Origin of the sequence: Methylobacterium sp., assembly GCF_019745455.1 — a bacterium.
Lineage (GTDB): Bacteria > Pseudomonadota > Alphaproteobacteria > Rhizobiales > Beijerinckiaceae > Methylobacterium.
The window spans coordinates 33,004-54,025 of the sequence record NZ_JAIETD010000032.1 but is presented as its reverse complement, the minus strand read 5'-3'; the positions used below and the strand labels follow the sequence as shown (position 1 = coordinate 54,025).

Annotated in this window: 22 protein-coding genes; 10 read left to right on the top strand and 12 right to left on the bottom strand. The window is 67.0% G+C overall.

All coding sequences use genetic code 11. The features are described from left to right. Positions 1–90 precede the first annotated feature (90 nt). Positions 91–1,113, bottom strand: a complete 1,023-nt coding sequence (locus tag K2Y56_RS07315; RefSeq protein WP_292506564.1) for a CorA family divalent cation transporter — start codon at positions 1,111–1,113, stop codon at positions 91–93. Between the two features lie 226 nt (positions 1,114–1,339). Here K2Y56_RS07315 and ppk2 point away from each other — a divergent pair, with 226 nt between their 5' ends. Further along, complete coding sequence (gene ppk2 / locus K2Y56_RS07310) at positions 1,340–2,266, top strand: polyphosphate kinase 2 (protein WP_292506562.1); 927 nt, start codon at positions 1,340–1,342, stop codon at positions 2,264–2,266. 62 nt (positions 2,267–2,328) lie between these two features. On the opposite strand, the gene K2Y56_RS07305 is transcribed toward ppk2, so the two are convergent. Together K2Y56_RS07305 and K2Y56_RS07300 are read right to left on the bottom strand one after the other, a co-directional pair. Then, positions 2,329–2,544 (bottom strand): hypothetical protein, encoded by a 216-nt coding sequence (locus K2Y56_RS07305; protein ID WP_292506560.1) that lies wholly within the window; start codon positions 2,542–2,544, stop codon positions 2,329–2,331. A 79-nt stretch (positions 2,545–2,623) separates the two neighbouring features. Further along, positions 2,624–3,178 (bottom strand): helix-hairpin-helix domain-containing protein, encoded by a 555-nt coding sequence (locus tag K2Y56_RS07300; RefSeq protein WP_292506558.1) that lies wholly within the window; start codon positions 3,176–3,178, stop codon positions 2,624–2,626. Between the two features lie 173 nt (positions 3,179–3,351). Between K2Y56_RS07300 and K2Y56_RS07295 the strand changes: the two genes are divergently transcribed. The 4 genes from K2Y56_RS07295 (at position 3,352) to K2Y56_RS07280 (ending at position 9,533) form a co-directional block, all read left to right on the top strand. Further along, positions 3,352–5,217 carry an ABC transporter ATP-binding protein gene (locus tag K2Y56_RS07295; RefSeq protein WP_292506623.1) on the top strand — a complete coding sequence of 622 codons (1,866 nt, stop codon included), beginning with the start codon at positions 3,352–3,354 and terminating at the stop codon, positions 5,215–5,217. Between the two features lie 22 nt (positions 5,218–5,239). Continuing rightward, a complete protein-coding gene (locus K2Y56_RS07290; protein ID WP_292506556.1) occupies positions 5,240–6,415 on the top strand; it encodes an FAD-binding domain-containing protein in 1,176 nt (391 codons plus the stop codon). 198 nt (positions 6,416–6,613) lie between these two features. Next, positions 6,614–7,804 carry a patatin-like phospholipase family protein gene (locus tag K2Y56_RS07285; RefSeq protein ID WP_292506554.1) on the top strand — a complete coding sequence of 397 codons (1,191 nt, stop codon included), beginning with the start codon at positions 6,614–6,616 and terminating at the stop codon, positions 7,802–7,804. 61 nt (positions 7,805–7,865) lie between these two features. Continuing rightward, a complete protein-coding gene (locus K2Y56_RS07280) occupies positions 7,866–9,533 on the top strand; it encodes an ABC-F family ATP-binding cassette domain-containing protein (RefSeq protein ID WP_292506552.1) in 1,668 nt (555 codons plus the stop codon). Positions 9,534–9,569: 36 nt separating this feature from the next. On the opposite strand, the gene K2Y56_RS07275 is transcribed toward K2Y56_RS07280, so the two are convergent. Then, positions 9,570–9,698 carry a TFIIS helical bundle-like domain containing protein gene (locus K2Y56_RS07275; RefSeq protein ID WP_292506550.1) on the bottom strand — a complete coding sequence of 43 codons (129 nt, stop codon included), beginning with the start codon at positions 9,696–9,698 and terminating at the stop codon, positions 9,570–9,572. A gap of 274 nt (positions 9,699–9,972) precedes the next feature. Here K2Y56_RS07275 and K2Y56_RS07270 point away from each other — a divergent pair, with 274 nt between their 5' ends. After that, entirely contained in the window at positions 9,973–11,223 is a 1,251-nt protein-coding gene (locus K2Y56_RS07270; RefSeq protein ID WP_292506548.1) for a nucleoside transporter C-terminal domain-containing protein, read from the top strand. A gap of 46 nt (positions 11,224–11,269) precedes the next feature. Further along, positions 11,270–12,649 carry a cytochrome P450 gene (locus K2Y56_RS07265; protein WP_292506546.1) on the top strand — a complete coding sequence of 460 codons (1,380 nt, stop codon included), beginning with the start codon at positions 11,270–11,272 and terminating at the stop codon, positions 12,647–12,649. 77 nt (positions 12,650–12,726) lie between these two features. On the opposite strand, the gene minE is transcribed toward K2Y56_RS07265, so the two are convergent. The 3 genes from minE to minC are packed head-to-tail and all read right to left on the bottom strand — an operon-like array spanning position 12,727 to position 14,508. Continuing rightward, positions 12,727–12,996 (bottom strand): cell division topological specificity factor MinE, encoded by a 270-nt coding sequence (minE, locus tag K2Y56_RS07260; RefSeq protein WP_292506544.1) that lies wholly within the window; start codon positions 12,994–12,996, stop codon positions 12,727–12,729. Next, entirely contained in the window at positions 12,993–13,808 is an 816-nt protein-coding gene (gene minD / locus K2Y56_RS07255; protein WP_292506542.1) for a septum site-determining protein MinD, read from the bottom strand. The genes minE and minD overlap by 4 nt, the downstream gene beginning before the upstream one ends. A gap of 16 nt (positions 13,809–13,824) precedes the next feature. Continuing rightward, positions 13,825–14,508, bottom strand: a complete 684-nt coding sequence (gene minC / locus K2Y56_RS07250) for a septum site-determining protein MinC (protein ID WP_292506540.1) — start codon at positions 14,506–14,508, stop codon at positions 13,825–13,827. Positions 14,509–14,689: 181 nt separating this feature from the next. Between minC and K2Y56_RS07245 the strand changes: the two genes are divergently transcribed. The 3 genes from K2Y56_RS07245 (at position 14,690) to typA (ending at position 17,279) form a co-directional block, all read left to right on the top strand. Continuing rightward, positions 14,690–15,004 (top strand): BrnT family toxin, encoded by a 315-nt coding sequence (locus K2Y56_RS07245; protein WP_292506538.1) that lies wholly within the window; start codon positions 14,690–14,692, stop codon positions 15,002–15,004. Continuing rightward, complete coding sequence (locus K2Y56_RS07240; protein ID WP_292506536.1) at positions 15,001–15,276, top strand: BrnA antitoxin family protein; 276 nt, start codon at positions 15,001–15,003, stop codon at positions 15,274–15,276. Before K2Y56_RS07245 ends, K2Y56_RS07240 begins: the two co-directional genes overlap by 4 nt. A gap of 182 nt (positions 15,277–15,458) precedes the next feature. Next, positions 15,459–17,279 carry a translational GTPase TypA gene (gene typA, locus K2Y56_RS07235; protein ID WP_292506534.1) on the top strand — a complete coding sequence of 607 codons (1,821 nt, stop codon included), beginning with the start codon at positions 15,459–15,461 and terminating at the stop codon, positions 17,277–17,279. A gap of 81 nt (positions 17,280–17,360) precedes the next feature. Here the strand turns inward: typA and K2Y56_RS07230 are convergent, their stop codons facing one another. The 5 genes from K2Y56_RS07230 to cysK form a co-directional block, all read right to left on the bottom strand. Beyond that, positions 17,361–19,016, bottom strand: a complete 1,656-nt coding sequence (locus tag K2Y56_RS07230; protein WP_292506533.1) for an acyl-CoA synthetase — start codon at positions 19,014–19,016, stop codon at positions 17,361–17,363. 88 nt (positions 19,017–19,104) lie between these two features. Continuing rightward, a complete protein-coding gene (locus tag K2Y56_RS07225) occupies positions 19,105–19,266 on the bottom strand; it encodes a hypothetical protein (RefSeq protein ID WP_292506531.1) in 162 nt (53 codons plus the stop codon). Between the two features lie 21 nt (positions 19,267–19,287). Beyond that, positions 19,288–19,602 (bottom strand): hypothetical protein, encoded by a 315-nt coding sequence (locus tag K2Y56_RS07220; RefSeq protein ID WP_292506530.1) that lies wholly within the window; start codon positions 19,600–19,602, stop codon positions 19,288–19,290. Positions 19,603–19,605: 3 nt separating this feature from the next. Further along, the gene (locus K2Y56_RS07215; RefSeq protein WP_292506529.1) at positions 19,606–19,794 is read right to left on the bottom strand and encodes a hypothetical protein; all 189 of its coding nucleotides are present in this window, start codon (positions 19,792–19,794) and stop codon (positions 19,606–19,608) included. A gap of 93 nt (positions 19,795–19,887) precedes the next feature. Beyond that, positions 19,888–20,850 carry a cysteine synthase A gene (cysK, locus tag K2Y56_RS07210; protein WP_292506528.1) on the bottom strand — a complete coding sequence of 321 codons (963 nt, stop codon included), beginning with the start codon at positions 20,848–20,850 and terminating at the stop codon, positions 19,888–19,890. Positions 20,851–21,022: the final 172 nt, after the last annotated feature.

Genomic DNA, 21,022 nt, shown 5'->3' with positions numbered 1-21,022 from the left:
GGCTCCTTGGAGGGATCGCGTACCGTTACCGCGATGTCTGACGGTTCGATGACAGTTGCCGCGCGGTCATGGGCGCATTGCCCCGCTCGATCAACCGCGCGGGCGCACGATGCCGAGTCGCCGGATGATCAGGTAGACCGCGAAGGCCGCGAGCGCGCCGATCCCGAGGGCGATGGTCGAACCATTCTCGAAATCGGCGAGGAACAGCCCCTTGGTGTTCATGCCGAAGACGCCGGTCACCAGCGTCGGCGGCAGGAGCAGCGCCGTCAGGATCGACAATGTGAAGAGCTGCCGGTTGGTCTCGGCGGCCGTGCGCGCGGCGATCTCGTCCTGCAGCAGGCGGCTGCGCTCGGACAGGAGCTGCATGTCTCGATGGAGAGCGTCGAGGCGCTGCACGACCCGAGCCGCCATGGCCTTCACCGTCTCGGGGCACTCCTCCGGCTCGTCGAGTTCCGTCTCCAGCCGATGGACGACGGCGTGAAGGCCGGAGAGCTGCCTTTGCAGCCGCACCGCCTTGCGCCGCAGGGGCGCCAGCGCTCCCGCATCGGCGCGTCCTTCGCCGTCGAGCAGCCTGTCCTCGATCCCATCGATAGAATCCGAGCAGGTCACCGTTGCCAGGTGCGCCGCGTGGATCACGCCATCGACGCAGAGTTCGACCAGATGAGCAGGCGAGGCGACGCGCCTGCCGGCGAGAACCGCGTCGCGGACCGCTTCGGCGCCGGCCGAGGCACGGCGGCGCCCGGTGATGACGATCTCCGGCCCGATGAGGCAATGGAGGCGGCTCGTCGGCAAGGCGGCCACGGTCCCGTCGAAGGCCCGCTCCCGGTCGCAGAGGACGAGGCCGATCCATGGCCCGTCGACCACGACGCGCTGGTGCTCGTCCCGGCTGAAGGTCGCCGAGGCAAGGGGGGCAGGGCCCAGCCGTCCCTGCGCGATAGGGCCTTCGATCCGGGCATCGACGAGGTCGAGATGAAGCCAGAGGAAGCCGCCATCGGTCGGAGCGCGAAGCTCGTCGATCTCGGCCTCGATCGGCCGGCTGGTCCCATCGGCCTCGAAGCGGGTCGCGAAGAGAAGACCCGGGAAGATGGCCGGATCAGTGAGAAGATGGAGCATCGGAGTTTTCCGATCGGCCGGACAGGGCCGCGTTCGCCCATGCGGTGCCGAGGGCACACGACAATCTGATGACGGCTCGCTTTCCGGTTGCCGCAAGACGGGACCCTGAGGGCCGAGCCGCCGCCCATCGAAAGATCCACCCGGCCTGCATGGCGCTCACACGGTCTTCGCCCAACTGTCACAAAGCCATGCTCTACACCGGCAACGACGAAGCGGAGCGAGCGAGATGAGTGACAGCGCGGATGCGGCAAGGGCCGCGAATATCGAGGCGGTTCGTCGGGAAGTGACGGACGATTTCGACGAGGAGCTCGAACTCGAATTCGAGGAGGAACGCCTCGAACAACTGGCTGCCGGGCTCAAGAGCCATACCCGCGCTCCGACCCTCGACCGCAGGATCTACTTCCGCGAGCTATTCCGGCTCCAGCACGAACTGGTGCGGCTTCAGGACTGGGTGCAGGCGCAGAAGCTGCGCGTCGTCGTGGTGTTCGAGGGTCGCGATTCCGCCGGCAAGGGTGGCGCGATCAAGCGCATCACCCAGCGCCTCAATCCGCGCGTCTGCCGGGTCGCGGCCCTGCCGGCGCCGAACGAGCGCGAGCGCACCCAATGGTACTTCCAACGCTACGTCGCTCACCTGCCGGCGGCCGGCGAGATCGTGCTGTTCGATCGCTCCTGGTACAACCGTGCCGGAGTCGAGCGCGTGATGGGGTTCTGCACCCAGGAGCAGTATGAGGAGTTCTTCCAGTCGGCGCCCGAGTTCGAGCGAATGCTGGTGCGCTCAGGCATCATCGTGATCAAGTACTGGTTCTCGATCACCGACGAGGAGCAGCAGTTACGCTTCAACATGCGCATCAACGATCCGCTCAAGCAGTGGAAGCTCTCGCCGATGGACGTGCAGTCGCGCCGCCTGTGGGAGGATTACACCAAGGCCAAGGAGATCATGCTGGAGCGCACGCATATTCCCGAGGCGCCCTGGTGGGTGGTCGAGGCGGTGGACAAGAAGCGTGCGCGGCTGAACTGCATCGCGCATCTGCTCGCGCAAATCCCCTACGGCGACGTGTCCCATGCGGCGGTGGAGCTGCCCGAGCGTGTCCGGCATGACGATTACGCCCGGCACCCGGTGCCGCCCGAGATGTTCGTGCCGTCGGTATTCTGAGATCGATGGCGATCTCGGCGGATCGCCGAGGATCGCTGACGGAGCTGGCTTGCAGCTTTGGTCTATTGCTGCACCCGGTTGATCAGCGCCTGCAGCGCCCTGGCCACCGGCTCGGTGATCGTCTTGCGGTACTTGCGGTGAACGAGCTGGCCATTGTGGTAGATGTCATGCTCGACGTAGAGCCGCTCGCCGTCCCAACGCACGACGTGATCGGAATCCGTGGTCTCCTCGACGCCCAGGTCCTCACGCAGGATGGCGTTGCGGGTTTGGGTCAGCATGGTCGGTCCTCGTGAGCCAGGCGAAAGACGGGTGTGATCGGCGACGAGTGTAAGATCACCGCTCGCCGGACGCTACACCTCAGCGCACCGTCACCTGGTCCTTGATGCGCTGATACGTGCCTTTGCTGAGCACCCGCTTCGAGAGCAACTGGTCGACCGAGCTGTAGGGACGCGCCCGGATGATCGCCTTGCCGATGGCACCTCCCCCCTGAAGTCCGTTGAGCTCTTCGAGTGACGCGGTGTTGAGGTCGACGACAGACAGCGCCGGCGGCGGCGAAGCATCAGCCGATACGCTGGCGCCTCCCTGGCGCGACGGTAGAGCTGCAGGGTCGGGCGGAGGAGCCTCGACGGCTGGCGGGGCTCGCTCCACGGGTGGTGCCGGAGATAGGGCTGGCGCGGAAACAGGAGGAGGCAACTGCGACGGGGGCAAGGGAGCTGCCTGCGGCGAGGCGGTAGGCCGCGGAGCGTCCTGGAGTGGCGGAGCGGCACTCGAGACCGCCGGCGGAGACGCCGCAGTGACTTCGGCCTCCGAGTCGATCCGGGAGGAAGGCCAGAATATCTGAACCAGCGCCGCGAGCATGGCCGCCACGACAACGAGGATGGCGACCCTGATCAGGGCTGAACCGCTGAGCATCGTTTCCATTTCACGCAAATTAAGCGGCGGGACGCTACCATAGGTATTGGCGGGGCGGAGCATCGCGGCCCTGCCATCCACCACGGTTTCGGGCAGCGTTCGCACGCCCTGCGACACGGATGCGTGAGTGAGCGGGATCGACGGGCGCCGAGGCTCGCGTCATGGTCGCGCCAATGCGCCTGCTCTCTTTCCTTGACGCGGCCACGCTGCGCCGTGCCGCGGCCGAGCGCGTCGGCAACCTTCGCCACCTGCCCGCCCTGTTCGCACTCGTCTACGCCGCGAGCCCGCGCCTGCTGGTCGCGAGCCTAGTTCTGCGCCTGGTACGCGCCTGTCTGCCGGTGCTCGCCCTTTATGTAGCCAAGCTCATCCTCGATGCCATCGTCGCCGAGCAAGGCCGCCCGCTTCCGGAAAGTTGGGAGGCCTGGTTCACCGATCCGCATCGCCGGGCGCTCGTCACGCTGGTCGGCATCGAGTTCGGTCTCGCCGTGCTGTCGGATCTCCTCGGGCGTCTCAGCACCCTGGTCGACGGCCTCGTCGCCGACCTCTACGGCAACGCCGCGACCTTGCGGCTGATGCGGCACGCCGCCGAACTCGATCTCGAACAGTTCGAGGACAGCACCCAGCAGGATCGCCTCGAGCGCGCGCGGCGCCAGGTCACCGGCCGGTCGAGCCTGCTCTCCCAGGTCTTCGGGCAGTTACAGGACCTGATCACCCTGGCCTCCTTCGCCCTCGGGCTCCTCGCCTTCGCCCCCTGGCTGATCCTGCTCCTGGCGATCGCCCTCGTCCCCGCCTTCTTCAACGAGACCTATTTCAATCGACAGGGCTACCGCCTCGCCTGGACCCGCACGCCGGAGCGACGCCAGATCGACTACCTGCGCTATCTCGGCGCCAGCGTGGAGGCGGCGAAAGAGGTCAAGCTCTTCGGCCTCAACGACTACATCGCCGGACGCTACGGGGCCCTCGCGATCAAGCTCGTGGCCGACAACCGGGCGCTGGCGATTCGCCGCGCCGCCTGGGGCGGTGCCTTCGCGGCGCTCGGAACGCTGGCCTATTACGCCGCTTACGCCACCATCGTCTGGCGCACGGTCGCAGGCTCGTTCTCGATCGGCGACCTCGCCTTCCTGGCCGGATCGTTCCAGCGCCTGCGCAGCCTCATCGAGGGTCTGCTGCTGGGCTTCTCGCAGATCGCCTCGCAGGCTCAGTACCTCGACGACCTGTTCTCGTTCTTCGCCGTGGTCCCGAGCATCCGTTCGCCGGCCGATCCCGCTCCCTTCCCGGCGCCGATGGTCCAAGGGGTCGTGTTCGAGGATGTCGGGTTCCGTTATCCCGGGACCGAGACCTGGGCGGTGCGCAACCTCAGCTTCCACCTCGATGCCGGCGAGGTCCTCGCCTTGGTCGGCGAGAACGGCGCGGGCAAGACCACCATCGTCAAGCTCCTGACCCGGCTCTACGACCCCACCGAGGGCCGAATCCTCCTCGACGGGCGCGAGCTCTCCGCCTACGACCTCGACGCCCTGCGCGGGCGGATCGGGGTCATCTTCCAGGATTTCGTTCGGTTCAACTTCACCGCCTCGGAGAATGTCGCGGTCGGCCGGATCGAGGCCCGGGACGAGGCCCCGCGCATCGCCGCGGCGGCCGGGCGCAGCCTCGCCGACAGGGTCATCGAGAAGCTGCCGAAGGGCTACGACCAGCCGCTCGGCAAGCGCTTCGAGGACGGCGTCGACCTGTCCGGCGGCGAGTGGCAGAAGATCGCCCTCAGCCGCGCCTACATGCGCGAGGCCGAGATCCTCGTCCTCGACGAGCCCACCGCCGCCCTCGACGCCCGCGCCGAGTTCGAGGTGTTCCAGCGTTTCCGCGATCTCAGCCGCGGCCGCACGGCGCTCATCATCTCGCACCGCTTCTCCACCGTCCGCATGGCCGACCGCATCCTCGTTCTGGAGGGCGGGCGCGTGCTCGAAGCCGGCACGCATGCCGAGCTGCAGGCCCTCGGCGGCCGCTACGCCGAGTTGTTCGACCTGCAGGCTGCGGGCTACCGCTGAGGCCTGCGTCGGTCTGCCCGAGATGACCACCGGGGCTGTCCCGCCCTATCTCGGCCCCATGGACAACATCCTCACCCGCGACGCGGGCCTCGACCGGCTGGGCCGCTTCGTGCCGCGCATGGGCCGGGCCTATGCCGGGCAGCGCAACACCGATCGCGGTCTGGATGCCGAGCCGACCACGTCGGCGCTCTCGCCCTACCTGCGCCGGCGCCTGCTGACGGAGGAGGAGGTGATCGCCGCCTCGATCCACGCGCATGGGCCGGGGGCCGTCGAGCGCTTCGTGCAGGAGGTCGTCTGGCGCAGCTACTTCAAGGGTTATCTCGAGACGAGACCCGGGATCTGGAACGATTACCGAGCCCGCGTTGCCGAGGGTCACGCCCGTCTCGAGCGAGAATCCGGCCTGCGCCGGACCTACGAGAAGGCCGTGTCCGGACAGACCGGCATCGACGGCTTCGACGACTGGGCGCGGAATCTCGTCGAGACCGGCTGGCTCCACAATCATGCCCGGATGTGGTTCGCCTCGATCTGGATCTTCACCCTGCGCCTACCCTGGGCGCTCGGGGCCGAGTTCTTCCTGGCTCACCTCCTCGACGGCGACCCCGCGAGCAACACCCTGTCCTGGCGCTGGGTCGGCGGCCTCCATACCCGCGGCAAGCACTACGTCGCCCGCGCCGAGAACATCCGCCGCTACACCGACGGACGTTACGACCCGCAGGGCCTCGACGAGGCGCCCGAGGCCCTGGACGAGCGGGAGCCTGCCCCGGCGGCGAAGCTGCCATCCGCCGACGCGCTTCCCCGCGGCGACATCGCCCTGCTTATCCATCTCGATGACCTCCTCCCCGAGAGCCTGCCCCTCGATGGTGCCTGCGTGGTCCGCGTCGGTGGTCTCGTCGCCCATGCGGATGGAGCGGTGGACCGCGTGCGCCAGGCCGACGAGAGCGCGATGGCGGACGCCCTGAACCGGGCTTCGGTCTACTTCGGCTGCAAGGCACTACCGGTCGCGCCGGGATGGGCGGGCGAATATCAGGTCGTCGCACCTTGGGCGCCGGTCGGTCCCTCCGCCGAGGCACTGCCGCCCTGCCTGCGCATCCGCAGGCCGTGGGACGAGCGGGTCTGGCCGCACTCGACCCGCGGCTTCTTCAAGGTCAGGGCCATGATCCCCGATCTGCTCGCGGCGTCTGGGATGATCGTCGATTGACGGTCGAGGCACAGGTTCTGAAAGGTCTCACGGCGGCACAAGTGCGATGCGACACCTCGGTTTGCCGAGCGGCCCGGATTATTGGGCGGCGGTGGGAACGATGGTATGGTCAAGCTCGTTCTCGCCGAAGCTGAGCCGTTTCAGCTTGCGGTCTCCGCGTAGCGGCGGGCTGGCACGAACGGGGTTCAGGGCTTGAGAATGACCATGTTTGCCCGCTCCAAGTGGCTCCGTGCCACTATCGTCATCGCCCTCGCCGCCCATCTCGGCGCCTGCGGTTCTACCCCTCGCGTCTCATACACGGCCAGCGAGGCCGCAGCCGCGTCGGTGCCGGGGATGGATCTCAGCGTCCGTGCCTTCGCCGACGCCTCCGAGAAGACCTTTACCGAGATGGTGGCGCGCCCCGAGGCACAGCGCAAACCCTTCGCCTATCTCGCCCTGTCCGGCGGCGGCGGCGACGGCGCCTTCGGCGCAGGCATCCTCAACGGCTGGACCGCCTCGGGCAAGCGGCCCGAATTCTCCCTTGTCTCGGGGGTGAGCACCGGCGCCCTGATCGCGCCCTTCGCCTTCCTGGGTTCGGGTTACGATTCCTATCTCACCGATTTCTACACGAGCGGCGTCGCCTCGACGCTGGTGCAGTCGCCGAGCGTCGCCAACGTGCTGTTCGGCTCGGGGCTGTTCGGCGACGGGCGCCTGCGCGAGCTCGTGGGCCGCTACGTCACGCCCGATCTCCTCACTGCCATCGCGGCGGAGCACGCCAAGGGCCGCAGGCTCCTCGTGGTGACGACCAACCTCGATTCGCAGCGCGCCGTCATCTGGAACATGGGTGCGATCGCCGCGAGCAACAGCCCGAACGCGGTCTCCCTGTTCTCAGACGTGCTGACGGCCTCGGCCAGCATCCCGGCGGTTTTCCCGCCGCAATTCCTCGAGGTGCAGGCCGAGGGGCGTGCTTTCCAGGAGATGCACGTCGACGGGTCTGTGGTGACGCCGGTGTTCACGCTGCCGCAATCATTCCTGCTGCGCGATGGGCGCCTGCGCGTCAGCAGCAAATCCGACATCTACGTCATCATCAACGGCCGCCTGGAGCCGGAATTCGATCCGGCGCAGAACAACACGCTCTCGATCGTCGAGCGGTCCTTCACGACCGCGAGCCGCGCCCGTAGCCGGGCGACATTGGCATCGACCTACGCCTTCACCCGCAGCAACGGGATCGGCTTCAATCTCACATATATCGACGAGAGCGCTCCCAACGCCAACGCGGCCAGGGGCTTCGACACCGGCTATATGCGCAGCCTCTACCAGGACGGATACGAGAAGGGACGCAGTGGTGCCTTCTGGTTCAAAAACGTGCCGACCGCGCCGCTCGTGAAGGCAATCGTCGCCGCACGCTGAGCCGGCCTGCGCATCCGTCCCTCGCGCTTCATGCTGCACTGCGATACGACGAGTGATCAGCGTGGGTCTATCGATCCGCGAGACCGTTCGCGATTGGCCCGGCATGCTCCAGATCGAAGACCTCACCTTCAACGCCTGGGGCCGCCGCTTCTTCGACCGGGCGAGCGTCACCGTGCCGCCCGGAACCAAGGTCGGCCTCGTCGGCCGTAATGGAGTCGGGAAGTCGACCCTGTTCAAGATCATCCTCGGCGAGTTCCAGCCCGATAGCGGCTTGGTGTCTCTGCCGAAGACCGCCCGGATCGCCTCGGTCGACCAGGAGCACCCGGCAACGCCCGTGAGCCTGATCGACACGATCCTGGCCGCCGATATCGAGCGCGAGGCCCTCAACCAGGAACTCGAGACCGCCGAGCCCGAGCGCATGGGCGAGATCTACGGACGCCTTATCGAGATCGACGCCGACCGCGCCCCTGCCCGTGCGGGCGAGATCCTGGCGGGCCTGGGATTCTCGGTGGCCGACCTGACACGGCCGATGGCGGAGTTTTCGGGCGGCTGGCGGATGCGGGTGGCGCTCGCCGCTGCGCTCTTTGCCGAGCCCGACATGCTGCTTCTCGACGAGCCCACCAACTACCTCGACCTCGAAGGCGCTCTCTGGCTGGAGGCGCGGCTCAAGCGCTACCCGCACTCGGCGCTGATCATCAGCCACGACCGCGAGCTCCTCAACAACTCGGTCGACGCCATCCTCCACGTCTCGGGCGAGAAGCTCGAGCTCTACACGGGTGGCTACGACGATTTCGAGAAGCGTCGCGCCGAGAAGGCCAGGCTCCAACTCTCGGCCAAGGCGAAGCAAGACGCCGAACGCGCGCACCTCCAAAGCTTCATCGACCGCTTCAAAGCAAAGGCCTCGAAGGCGGCCCAGGCGCAGTCACGGGTGAAGCGGCTGGCGAAGCTCGAACCGATCGCGGCCACGATCGAGGAGCATGTCGCACCGTTCCACCTGCCTTCGCCGAAGCGCCCGCTGGCACCACCGCTGATGCATCTCACCGACGCGACCATCGGCTACGGTGATGACGCGCCGGTGCTGCGCGACCTCAACCTGACGCTGGATGTCGATGACCGGATCGGGCTTCTCGGTGTCAACGGCGCCGGAAAGTCGACCTTCGCCAAGATGGTGGCGGGAGCACTCAAGGTCCGGGACGGACGCATGGTGCGCGAAGGCCGGGTTCAGGTCGGCTGGTTCCACCAGCACCAGATCGAGGCCCTCGACCCCGCCGACACACCGCTGGCCATCATCCGGCGCGAACGGCCCGACGACAGCGAATCCTCGCGCCGTGCCAAGCTCGCAAGCTTCGGTCTGCCGTTCGACAAGCAGGAAACCACGGTCGATTCCTTATCGGGCGGGGAGCGAGCGAGGCTGCTTCTCAACCTTGTGGCGATGCAGGCGCCGCATCTGCTCATCCTCGACGAGCCGACGAACCACCTCGACATCGACAGTCGCCGCGCATTGCTCGACGCCCTCAACGATTACGGCGGTGCCGTCATTCTGATCACCCACGACCGCTCGCTGATGGAGCTCGTCGCGGATCGCCTGTGGCTCGCGGCGGACAACACGGTGAAACCGTTCACCGGCGACATGGACGATTACGCGAGATTCGTCCTTGATCGATCGCGGCAGGGCAAGATCGCGCCGGGACAAGGTCGCGAGAGGAAGGGCAAGCGGCGGGCCGCCTGATGCCCGCCGCTCATCGCCGCCTTGCCTGCGCAGGATTCACTTGCGCAGGATCTTGGTGACGAGGCGTCCGATCGGGTTGCTGGAATCGACGTTGCGGTCGTCGCGGGCGACCGGACGGTCCTCGGTGCCGAGGAGCTTGGTGACGATGCGACCGATGAGGCTCATGGCTCTACCCTGATGACGTGACGCGCCGGCAACACGGCGCAGCTTGAGCCTTCAACGAGGCAAGACGGGAGCCGTTCCCAAAAACCGATATGCATGGCGGTGGGACGGTGCTGACGTGGCGACGGCTCATTGCGGCGAGCGACCTCAGCTGCGGTCGCAAGGTCTGCGCGGTGCGCAGAGACCCCGGCTCGCTCGTCGCCACCCGTGCCCAAGCGTCCAAGGATTATGCATCTCGGCATCGACCTTGCTCCCAGGCCCGAATAAGCGGGGCCTTATGAACGAAAAGCTTTTTCACGCCGGCGCGAGCATCCTGATCCTGCTCGCGGTCGCTTTCCTGTTCTCGACGAACCGTCGCGCGATCAGCCCACGCGTCGTCTTTTCGGCCCTCGCGCTCCAGGTCGCCGTGGGAGCGCTTGTGCTGTTCGTTCCCGCGGGACGTGCCTCCCTCGCGGCGGCCGCTGGATTCGTCGAGACGGTGCTCGGTTATGGGGATCGCGGCGTCGCCTTCTTGTTCGGCGGCCTGGTGGAACCGCGCATGGTCGAACTGTTCGGCGGAAGCGGGTTCATCCTGGCCCTGCGGGTGCTGCCGCAGATCCTCTACGTCTCGGCCCTGATCGCGGTGCTCTATCACTTCGGCATCATGCAGGCGGTGGCCCGAGCGCTCGGCGCGGGCCTGCAGCGACTGATCGGCACCTCGCGGATCGAGACTTTCGCGGCGGTCGTGACCATCGCCATCGGCCAGAGCGAGATCGCGGTAGCCCTTCGCCCATTCCTCGCGGTGCTGACGAGCGCTGAATTGTTCGCCGTGATGTCGAGCGGCGCCGCCTCGACGGCTGGGACCATCCTGGCCGGCTATGCCGCACTCGGCGTGCCCATGGAATACCTCCTGGCGGCGAGCGCCATGGCGATCCCCGGCGGTCTCCTCTACGCCAAGATCCTGGTGCCCACGACCGAACCGACGCGGATCGAGACCATGCGGGTCGAGTTCGGCGAGACCCGCGCAGCCAACGTCATCGAAGCGGCAGCCGACGGCACGCAGAAGGGCCTCGTCGTCGCCGCTTCGGTGGGCGCGATGCTGATCGCCTTCGTCGGGCTCATCGCGCTTCTCAACGGCATGATCGGCTGGGGAGGCAGCTACTTCGGGTATCCGACGCTCAGCCTGGAGGGCATGCTTGGGACCGCGCTGGCGCCGCTCGCTTGGCTGCTGGGTGTGCCGTGGGAGCAGGCAGGGCTTGTCGGCGGTGCCATCGGCCAGAAGATCGCATTCAACGAGTTCTTGGCCTACGCGCAGCTCTCCCCGACCCTGAAGGCAGGTATACTCGACCCGCGCACGAGCGCCATCGTCTGCTTCGCGCTGTGCGGCTTTGCGAATCTCGCCTCGATCGCCGTGCAGCTCGCGAGCTTCGGCGCCCTGGTGCCGGAGCGCCGCGCGGAGGTTGCCCGGTTCGGCCTCCGCGCGATCCTGGCCGGCACGCTCTCGAACCTGACGAGCGCGGCCATCGCCGGATTGTTCATCGGCGCATGAGCGGTCATATCCGGGGCAACTGATCGCTGCATCATTGGGAGCTCCGATGGACGCCCACGCCGCTCCTGCCGGAACATCGAGGCTAGTGCCGCCGGTTCCGGAACCGCCCGAACACGACCTTTCCATGCTCCGGTTCATCGCGGCGATCAGGACGAACGGGACTGCCGGCTGGTCCAAGCGCGCCTATGAGGAACTCGTGTCGCGCCGCAGCCTGCTCGGCCGCAGCAACCTCATGGTCAGCGACCCCGACGGTATCCGCCACGTCCTCGTCGACAACGTGCCGAACTACCGGCGCACGCCCGCGAGCGTGCGCGTATTGCGACCGATGCTCGGCGACGGCCTGCTGATCAGCGAGGGACAGGCCTGGCGCCGCCAGCGCCGTGTGCTCGCTCCGGCCTTCACGCCGCGGGCGGTCGAAGTCCTGGTTCCGCACATCCTGTCTGCGACGAACGAAGCGATCGCGAGGGTTGCTGCAGCGGCAGAGGCGGGACCGGTCGACCTCTTCGACGCGCTCCAGCACCTCGCCCTCGAGATCGCCGGCCGCACCATGTTCTCAGTCGACATGCGCCGTCACGGAGAGCGGCTCAGGCAGATGATCGCGGCGTATCAGACACGCCTGGGTCGCCCGCACCTGCCCGATCTTCTTCTTCCCTTGCGCTGGCCCGCACCCCACGACATTCCCCGCGCGCTCTTTCGGCGACGGTGGGTCCGCTTCCTCGACGAGGTGATCGCCGCCCGGGAGGCCAAGGGCGACACCGCGACCTCCGGCGACCTCCTCGATCTTCTCGTAGCCGCACGCGATTCCGAGACGGGGGAGGGATTCACCCGGGAGCAACTGCGCGATCAGGTCGCCACCATGATCATGGCCGGCCACGAAACCACTGCCGTCACCCTGCTCTGGGCGGCTTACCTGCTCGCGCTGTCACCCGAGTGGCAGGACGCGGTGGCCGAGGAGGCGCAAGAGGCGGGAGCGGATCTCGAAATGGGATGGGAGGACAGGCTTCCGCTGACGCGAGCCGTCATCGACGAGACCCTGCGGCTCTATCCGCCGGCACATATCATCGTGCGCATGGCGCAGGGTCCCGACGTCGTCGCAGGACAGGCCATTGCGGCGGGCGACGTGGTCGCGATCTCGCCGTGGATCCTGCATCGGCATCGCCGCCTCTGGCTGGATCCAGCCGCCTTCGACCCGCGCCGCTTCTTGCCCGGTGCGCCTGCGATCCCGAGAATGGCCTACCTGCCATTCGGCGTCGGGCCGCGCATCTGCATCGGCGCACAATTCGCGTTGGCCGAGGCGACGCTCGCTCTCGCGAAGCTCGCCGGCGCTTTCCGCATGACCATCGAGGGAACGCGGCCGGTGCTTCCGGCGGCCGTCGTCACGACGCAGCCCGATCACGCGCCGGGCTTCCGCCTGTCGAGACGCTGAAGCTCGACTCCCGTGAAGCCTGATCGCCCGCGCAGGCTTGCTGAACCAGCCCGCGCTCCGGTCGAGTGTGGCCCGTATCAGGCCGCCGCCAATCCCCCGCCGACCGTGACCGGGAGCTCGATGTCGACGCCGAGCGTCGAGACGCCGATGCCGCGCTCCAGGCGGATCTGGACCTTGTCGCGCTCCACCGCCACGTGGCGCTCGATAACCGCGAGGATCTCCTCCCGCAGCAGAAGCACGAGATCCGAGCCACCCCTGCCCGACCGCTCATGCGCGAGGATCAGCTTGAGACGGTCGCTCGCCACGCGAGCCGAGGGCCGCTTTCCGAACAGGTTGAAGATGTTCATGCGGCCCTCCTTGTGAAGAGCTTGTTGATCAGGGACTTCTTGTCCGACGGGACCGACATCGCCACGGTCTCGCCCCTGAGCCGGCGCGCCGCGTCGATATAGGCGCGGGCCGGGGCGCTGAGCGGATTGTTCATCGTCACCGGGCAGCCGACGTTCGAGGCGCGCAGGACCTCGAGGCTCTCCGGCACGATCGCGAGCAGCGGGATCGAGAGGATCTCGAGCACGTCGTCGATCTTGAGCATGTCGCCGCGGTCGGCCCGGGCGGGGTCGTAGCGGCTGAGGATGAGGTGCTTCTCCATCTTCTCGCCGCGTTCCGCCTTGAGCGTCTTGGAGTCGAGGAGACCGATGATCCGGTCGGAATCGCGCACAGAAGAGACCTCGGGATTCGTCACGACGACGGCGAGGTCGGCGTGGCGCATGGCCAGCGTCGCGCCGCGCTCGATGCCGGCCGGGGAGTCGCAGATCACCCAATCGAACTTCTCGCGGAGCTCTCCCATCACGCGGGCGACGCCCTCGTCGGTGAGCGCATCCTTGTCGCGGGTCTGGGAGGCGGGCAGCAGGTGCAGGGTGTCGAGGCGCTTGTCGCGGATCAGCGCCTGGTTGAGCTTGGCGTCGCCGTTCACGACGTTGATGAGATCGTAGACCACGCGGCGCTCGGCGCCCATGACGAGGTCGAGGTTGCGCAGGCCGACGTCGAAATCGACCACGGCGACGCTCGCACCGCTTTGTGCCAGCGCGGCGCCGAGCGCCGCTGTGGTCGTCGTCTTGCCGACGCCGCCCTTGCCTGAAGTGACGACCAGTACTTTGGCCATTGTTCAAAGTGTCCTTCTATTCCAAGGGTGCGATGCGGATGGCGCTGCCGTCGAGCCAGACCTGAGCGGAGCGTCCGCGGAAGGCCGGGCCCATATCCTCGGCCGTACGGACGAGGCGATCGATCCCGAGGAGTTCGGGCTCGAACTTGCGGCAATAGATGCGGGCGCGCGGATTGCGCGCGGCGCCTGCGATGGCTCGGCCACGCAGGGCGCCGTAAACGTGGATCGAGCCTCCGGCCAGGATCTCGGCACCCGACGAGACCGAGCCCATGACGGTGACGTCGCCGGACCGGTGGACGATCGACTGACCGGAGCGCACCGACCCTTCGATCATCAGGGAGGCGTGTTCCGGCTCCGGCGGCTCGACCGGGATATCGATCGTCGTCACGAGGCGCCCGGCGGAGAGCCGCGGCGGGAACTCGAGGCCGGCGAGGGTCGGCTCGGCGCCTTCGATCCCGAGGATGCGGATCTTGCGTGTATCGAGACCTGCCAGCGTCTCCACGAGGCCCGAACGGTCCGGCGCCAGAGCGGAGACGTCGAGGATGACGGGGCGTCCGTCGAACAGCGTCGGCGAGCGCTTGAGAGACGCGTCGAGGTCGCCGAACCACTCGGGCAGCGGCGCCGTCGGGGTCAGGATCAGCGCCTTGAAGGCACGGCCGCGGATCTGGACGGAGCGTCGGGAGGGAAAGGTCTGGGACACGGGCTCTCGCGATTCCTTACCAGACCATTGACGTCCGGCATGGTTAGCGAATGGTTAACATCCCGCCTCGATGTGCCATTCTGGAGCCGACTTCGGCACGAAAGGCAACCGGCTTGCTCGAATAATTTATGTAACGCCACTTATTCGGCGAAACCGGGATGGAGGTGCGCTACCGATAGCCATGGCGATCACGTTCGTTCCTGCGAAGCGAGAAAGGCCGCTGATGGAACGGAACCTCGACTTTGCCGATGCCGCTGCGATTTTCGAAGGCCCAGTTCTTCAGTTCGAGGATGAGCGGTTTGACTACGGCGAGACTCGTATGGTGGCCGTCGGCTACCGGCATGAGCGCATGATGATCGTGATCTGGACGCCGCGTGGTGCGGATCGCCACGTCTTTTCGATGAGGAAGGCCGATGACCGCGAACAGAGGCGCTACGGACCGTTTTTTCTGAGTTGGTCGGCAATACAGATCTCGCCAAGGTCGATGCGCACGTGAGTCAGCCAGAGGAGTACGACGACATCCCGGAACTCACCGCTGAGATGATGGCACGGGCCGACTTCCACATCGGCGACAAGCTGATCCGGCGCGGACGTGGCCGGCCTCGGGTCGCCTCGCCGAAGAAGCAGGTCACGCTGCGCCTCGATGCCGACGTGATCGAGCGTTTTCGGGCGTCGGGACCGGGCTGGCAGGTGCGCGTGAACGACATCCTGCGCGGTGCGCTGGAGACGACGACCTCCCCAGCGGGCGCAAAAGACCGACAGCGTTAGCCTCTCGCACATACAGCCATGCGGTCCCCGCTCGACCGTCCTGCAGCTCAAGACGCAGGCGGCCCTTGCCGGATGGAGCCCAACCTTATATTGCAGCGCGATAGCTCGATTCTGGACCCGGCGTGGCCGGCCGCATTCTCGCGGCCTGTGACGTGACGGGCTCTTCTCGCTTCGGATACCCCATGAAGCTGCGCAACATCGCCATCATCGCCCACGTCGACCACGGCAAGACGACGCTTGTCGACAAGCTGCTGTCGCAGTCCGGCTCCTTCCGCGAGAACCAGCGGGTCGAGGAGCGGGCGATGGACTCGAACGATCTCGAGAAGGAGCGCGGCATCACCATCCTGGCCAAGGCGACCTCGGTCGTCTGGAAGGACACCCGCGTCAACATCGTCGATACCCCCGGCCACGCCGATTTCGGCGGTGAGGTCGAGCGCATCCTCTCGATGGTCGATGGCGTGATCGTGCTCGTCGACGCCGCCGAAGGCCCGATGCCGCAGACGAAATTCGTCGTCGGCAAGGCCCTGAAGATCGGCCTCCGCCCGATCGTCGCCATCAACAAGGTCGACCGTCCGGACGCCCGCATCACCGAAGTCGTCAACGAGGTCTTCGACCTCTTCGCGGCGCTCGACGCGACGGACGACCAGCTCGACTTCCCGATCCTGTACGGATCGGGCCGCGCCGGCTGGATGGCGACCGCGCCGGACGGCTCGCAGGAGGACGGCCTTGCGCCGCTGTTCGACCTCGTGCTGGAGCACGTTCCCCCGGCGAAGGTCGAGGAAGGTCCGTTCCGGATGCTCGGCACGCTGCTCGAAGCAAACCCGTTCCTGGGCCGTATCATCACCGGCCGCATCGCGTCGGGCACGGTGAAGCCGAACCAGTCGATCAAGGTGATGGACCGTACCGGCAAGTTGGTCGAGACCGGCCGCGTCTCGAAGATCCTTGCCTTCCGCGGGCTCGAGCGCGCGCCGATCGATGTCGGCGAGGCAGGCGACATCGTCTCGATCGCCGGCCTCGTGAAGGGCACCGTGGCAGACACCTTCTGCGATCCGCAGGTCGAGACCCCGATCCAGGCCCAGCCGATCGATCCGCCGACCGTCACCATGTCCTTCATCGTCAACGACTCGCCGCTCGCCGGCACCGAGGGCGACAAGGTCACGAGCCGCATGATCCGCGACCGCCTGTTCAAGGAAGCGGAAGGCAACGTCACGCTCAAGATCGAAGAGGCGGCCGACAAGGATTCGTTCTTCGTCTCGGGCCGCGGCGAGTTGCAGCTTGCCATCCTCATCGAGACCATGCGCCGCGAGGGCTTCGAGATCGCCGTGTCGCGTCCGCGTGTGGTGCTCTCGAAGGATGACGAGGGTAACGTGCTGGAGCCCGTCGAGGAGGTCGTGGTCGACGTCGACGAGGAGTACTCGGGCGTCGTCGTGCAGAAGATGTCCGAGCGCAAGGCCGAGATGATCGAGATGAAGCCGTCGGGCGGCTCGCGCCTGCGCCTCGTCTTCCATGCGCCCACCCGCGGCCTCATCGGCTACCAGGGCGAGCTCATGACCGACACCCGCGGCACGGCGATCATGAATCGCCTGTTCAAGGCCTACGAGCCCTACAAGGGCGAGATGCCGGGCCGTCGCAACGGCGTGCTGATCTCGAACGACAAGGGCGAGGCCGTGGCCTACGCCATGTGGAACCTCGAGGATCGCGGCCCGATGATGATCGAGCCCGGTGCGAAGGTCTATCAGGGCATGATCATCGGCGAGCACAACCGCGAGAACGATCTCGAGGTGAACGTGCTCAAGGGCAAGAAGCTGACGAACATCCGCACCACCTCGAAGGACGAGGCCGTGCGCCTGACGCCGCCGATCCGCATGACCCTGGAGCGCTCGCTCGCTTGGATTCAGGACGACGAGCTGATGGAAGTCACTCCGAAGTCGATCCGCCTGCGCAAGACATACCTCGACCCGAACGACCGCAAGCGGTTCGAGCGGTCGGGCAGCGTCGCATAGCGCGAAAAGTCAGGTTCGATATGAGCGAAGGCCGGGCTTTGCCCGGCCTTTTCTTTTGGCCTCACGCGTCTCACGACGCCCTCACATCGCCTTCGCCCGCTCCCGAAGCAGGAACTTCTGCACCTTTCCCGTCGAGGTCTTTGGCAGCTCCTCGAAGACGATTTCGCGCGGGATCTTGTAGCCCGCAAGGCGCTCGCGGCACCAGGCTATGAGCGCATCTGCCTCGACCGCGGTTCCGGGTTTCAACTCCACGAAGGCGACCGGCGTCTCACCCCATTTTGCGTCCGGCTTGGCGACGACGGCGGCGGCCGTCACGTCGGGGTGGCGGAAGAGGGCGTCCTCGACCTCGATCGAGGAGATGTTCTCCCCGCCGGAGATGATGATGTCCTTCGAGCGGTCTTTCAGCTGTATGTAGCCGTCCGGGTGCTTCACCCCGAGATCGCCCGACCGGAACCAGCCGCCGGAAAAGGCGGCCTGCGTCGCCTTCGGGTTCTTGAGGTAGCCGCGCATCACCACGTTGCCGCGGAACATCGCCTCGCCCATGGTCTCGCCGTCGGCCGGAACGGATTCCATGGTCTCGGGGTCGCGGATGTCGAAGCCTTCGAGGACTGGGTAGCGCACGCCCTGGCGCGCCATCTTGGCAGCGCGCTCGTCCTCGGCGAGACCGTCCCAATCCCGGTGCCAGGCGTTGACCACGGCAGGTCCGTAGGTCTCGGTCAGACCATAAAGATGGGTGACGTCGAAGCCCGCATCGCCCATGGCGGCCAGCACCGCCTGAGGCGGGGGCGCGGCCGCGGTCATGAAGGCGACCCGGCGCGGCAGCGGCCGTCTTTCCTCGTCCGACGCGTTGAGCAGGAGTTGCATCACGATCGGCGCGCCGCAGAGATGCGTGACGTCGTGCTCGGCGAGTGCCCGATAGAGTGGACCGGCCCGGACCTGCCGCAGGCAGACATGGGTGCCGGCCACGACCGACAGGGTCCAGGCGAAGCACCAGCCGTTGCAATGGAACATCGGCAGCGTCCAGAGATAGACCGGGTGCTGCCCGAGTCCTCCGGTAATCACGTTGCCGAGGGAGAGGAGTGCGGCGCCGCGATGGTGGTAGACGACGCCCTTCGGATCGCCGGTGGTCCCGGAGGTGTAATTCAGCGAGATCGCGTCCCACTCGTCGCCGGGCATCGCCCATTCGAAGGCTGGGTCCCCCTCGGCGAGAAACGCCTCGTAGCCGAGACTGCCGATCGCTTCGCCCGCATCCTGATATCCGGGATCGTCCACGTCGATGACAAGAGGCTTCGCCTTGGCCTGCGCCAAGGCCGGGCCGACAACCCTGGCGAATTCACGGTCGGTGATCAGCACCTTGGCCTCTCCATGGTCGAGGCAGAAGGCGAGGCCGGCGGCATCGAGGCGGGTGTTCAAGGTATTGAGAACGGCGCCAGTCATCGGCACCCCGTAATGGCATTCGATCATTTCCGGGGTGTTGGCGAGCATCACCGCAACGGTGTCGCCGCGTCCGATCCCACGGGCCGCCAGTCCCGAGGCGAGGCGGCGGCAGCGCGCATAGAGATCGGAATAGGGACGCCGAAGCGCGCCGTGAATGACCGCGACGTGCTCTGGAAAGACTTGGGCCGCCCGAGCGAGATAGGTGAGCGGCGTCAGGGGCTGGTGATTGGCCGGGTTCCGGTCGAGATCCCGGTCGTAGATCGTCTCGGCTCTCTCGGCCGGTATCGCTTGGGCGGTCATGGCGTCTGTCTCCCTGAGGGATACAGTACCCGTCCGCCCTCGGTGTTCAAACGGCGGATACCCCGACCAGTCTTGGGCCCGCTGGGCTTCAGCTGCTGCCCGGGTCGGTCTCGTTGTCGGCCGAACCGCCCTGGCCGCCCAGTCCCGGTTTCCCGTCCGTCTTCTCGTTGGGGTCCTTCACCGCATCGGGCGCGACGTTTGCCGGCTTCTTGGCGGGCTTCTCGGTCTGATCGTCTCGGTCGGAAGGCATGGTGATCCTTTTCGCGTGACGTCAGCTGTTGCCGCGTTCGACCTTGTAGTGGCCTGCCGCGACGGGCTCGTCCTCGCGTGGGCCTTGTGCAGCCTTCTGGTCGGAATGGCCGTTCGACGAGCCGCCGATGGGCGCCGGGTTGCGACCGGGCTCGCCGCCGCCTTTGCTCCAGGAGGCATGCTCCTCGGCCTCGCTGCGGCCGCCGCTCCCCTGCCGGGTGATCTCCGCCTGCTGCGCCGTCTGCTTGCCGCCGCCCGCGGCGGGGCCGCCCGGCTTGCCGACATCCTCGTCGGGCTTACGGGTGACGGTCTCGGTCGGAATGCTGTCGCCGGACATGGCTCAGCCCTCGTCCTTGCCGATGGAGGCGGTAGCACGGTCGATCGCCTCCTTCGTTTCGTTCGACTCAGGCGAAGCGGAGGGGCTGGAGGATGCCTTGCCGACGTCGGCGGGATTGATCCCGGCACTCGTTGCGCCGCCCTTGGAGGTGTCGGCATCCTTCAGCGAGGACCGTGCGGTCTCATCAGTCATGGAATTCCTCCTGTCTGACCGGGACAACCCGGCCCGACCGGAGGAAGTTGCGTCACGGCCGCCCGTGCCGGTGACGCGAGGATACAGCCGAGGTCAGCCGATCCCCTCGAACAGCGCCGACGAAATGTAGCGCTCGGCGAAGGAGCAGGCGACCGTGACGATGCGCTTGCCTCGGAATTCCGGCCGCTCGGCGAGCTTCAGCGCCGCGGCGACGTTGCCGCCGGTCGAGATGCCGCCGGGGATGCCCTCCAGCCGCGCCACCAAGCGCGAGGTATCGAAGGCCTCTTGGTTCGACACTGTGATGACCTCGTCCACGACGTCGCGATGGAGATTCTCGGGGATGAAGCCGGCGCCGATACCCTGGATCTTGTGCGGGCCCGGCTGGCCGCCGGAAATCACCGGCGAATCCACCGGCTCCACCGCGACGACGCGCAGGTTCGGCAGGCGGGGCTTCAGCACAGAGCCGACGCCCGTGATGGTGCCGCCGGTGCCGACGCCCGCCACGAAGGCGTCGAGCTGGCCCTGCGTATCGTTCCAGATCTCTTCCGCCGTCGTCTTGCGGTGGATCTCCGGGTTTGCTGGGTTCGAGAATTGCTGCGGCATCACCGCGCCGGGAATCTCGGCCAGCAGTTCCTCGGCCTTGGCGATGGCACCCTTCATGCCCTGAGGGCCGGGGGTGAGGGCGAGCTCGGCGCCGAGGAAGGCCAGCATCTTGCGGCGCTCCAGCGACATCGTCTCGGGCATCACGAGGATGAGCCGGTAGCCGCGGGCGGCGGCTACGAAGGCGAGGGCGATGCCGGTATTGCCGGAGGTCGGCTCGACCAGCGTGCCGCCGGGCTTGAGCCGACCCGAGGCTTCCAGCGCGTCGATCATGTTGACGCCGATACGGTCCTTCACGCTCGCGATGGGGTTGAAGAATTCGAGCTTCAGCAGGATCTCGGCCTCGATGCCGCGCTCCTTGGTGATACGGTTCAGCCGGACGAGGGGCGTGTTGCCGATCGTCTCGGTAATGGAGCCGTAAATGCGGCCGTGGCCGGCCTTGGCGGTGTCGCTCATGGGTTCATCTCCTCTGGGGCGGCCATCTCGAGGACGGTCCGGCGTGACGATGGGACGGGCAGCGGGCGCCAGCCGGACCAGTATGGCGCCGGGAATATCGCGGCGACCTGTACGAGGCAATCGCGAAGCGTGGCAGAACGACAATAACCTTCTGTAGAAATGGAAGATTATC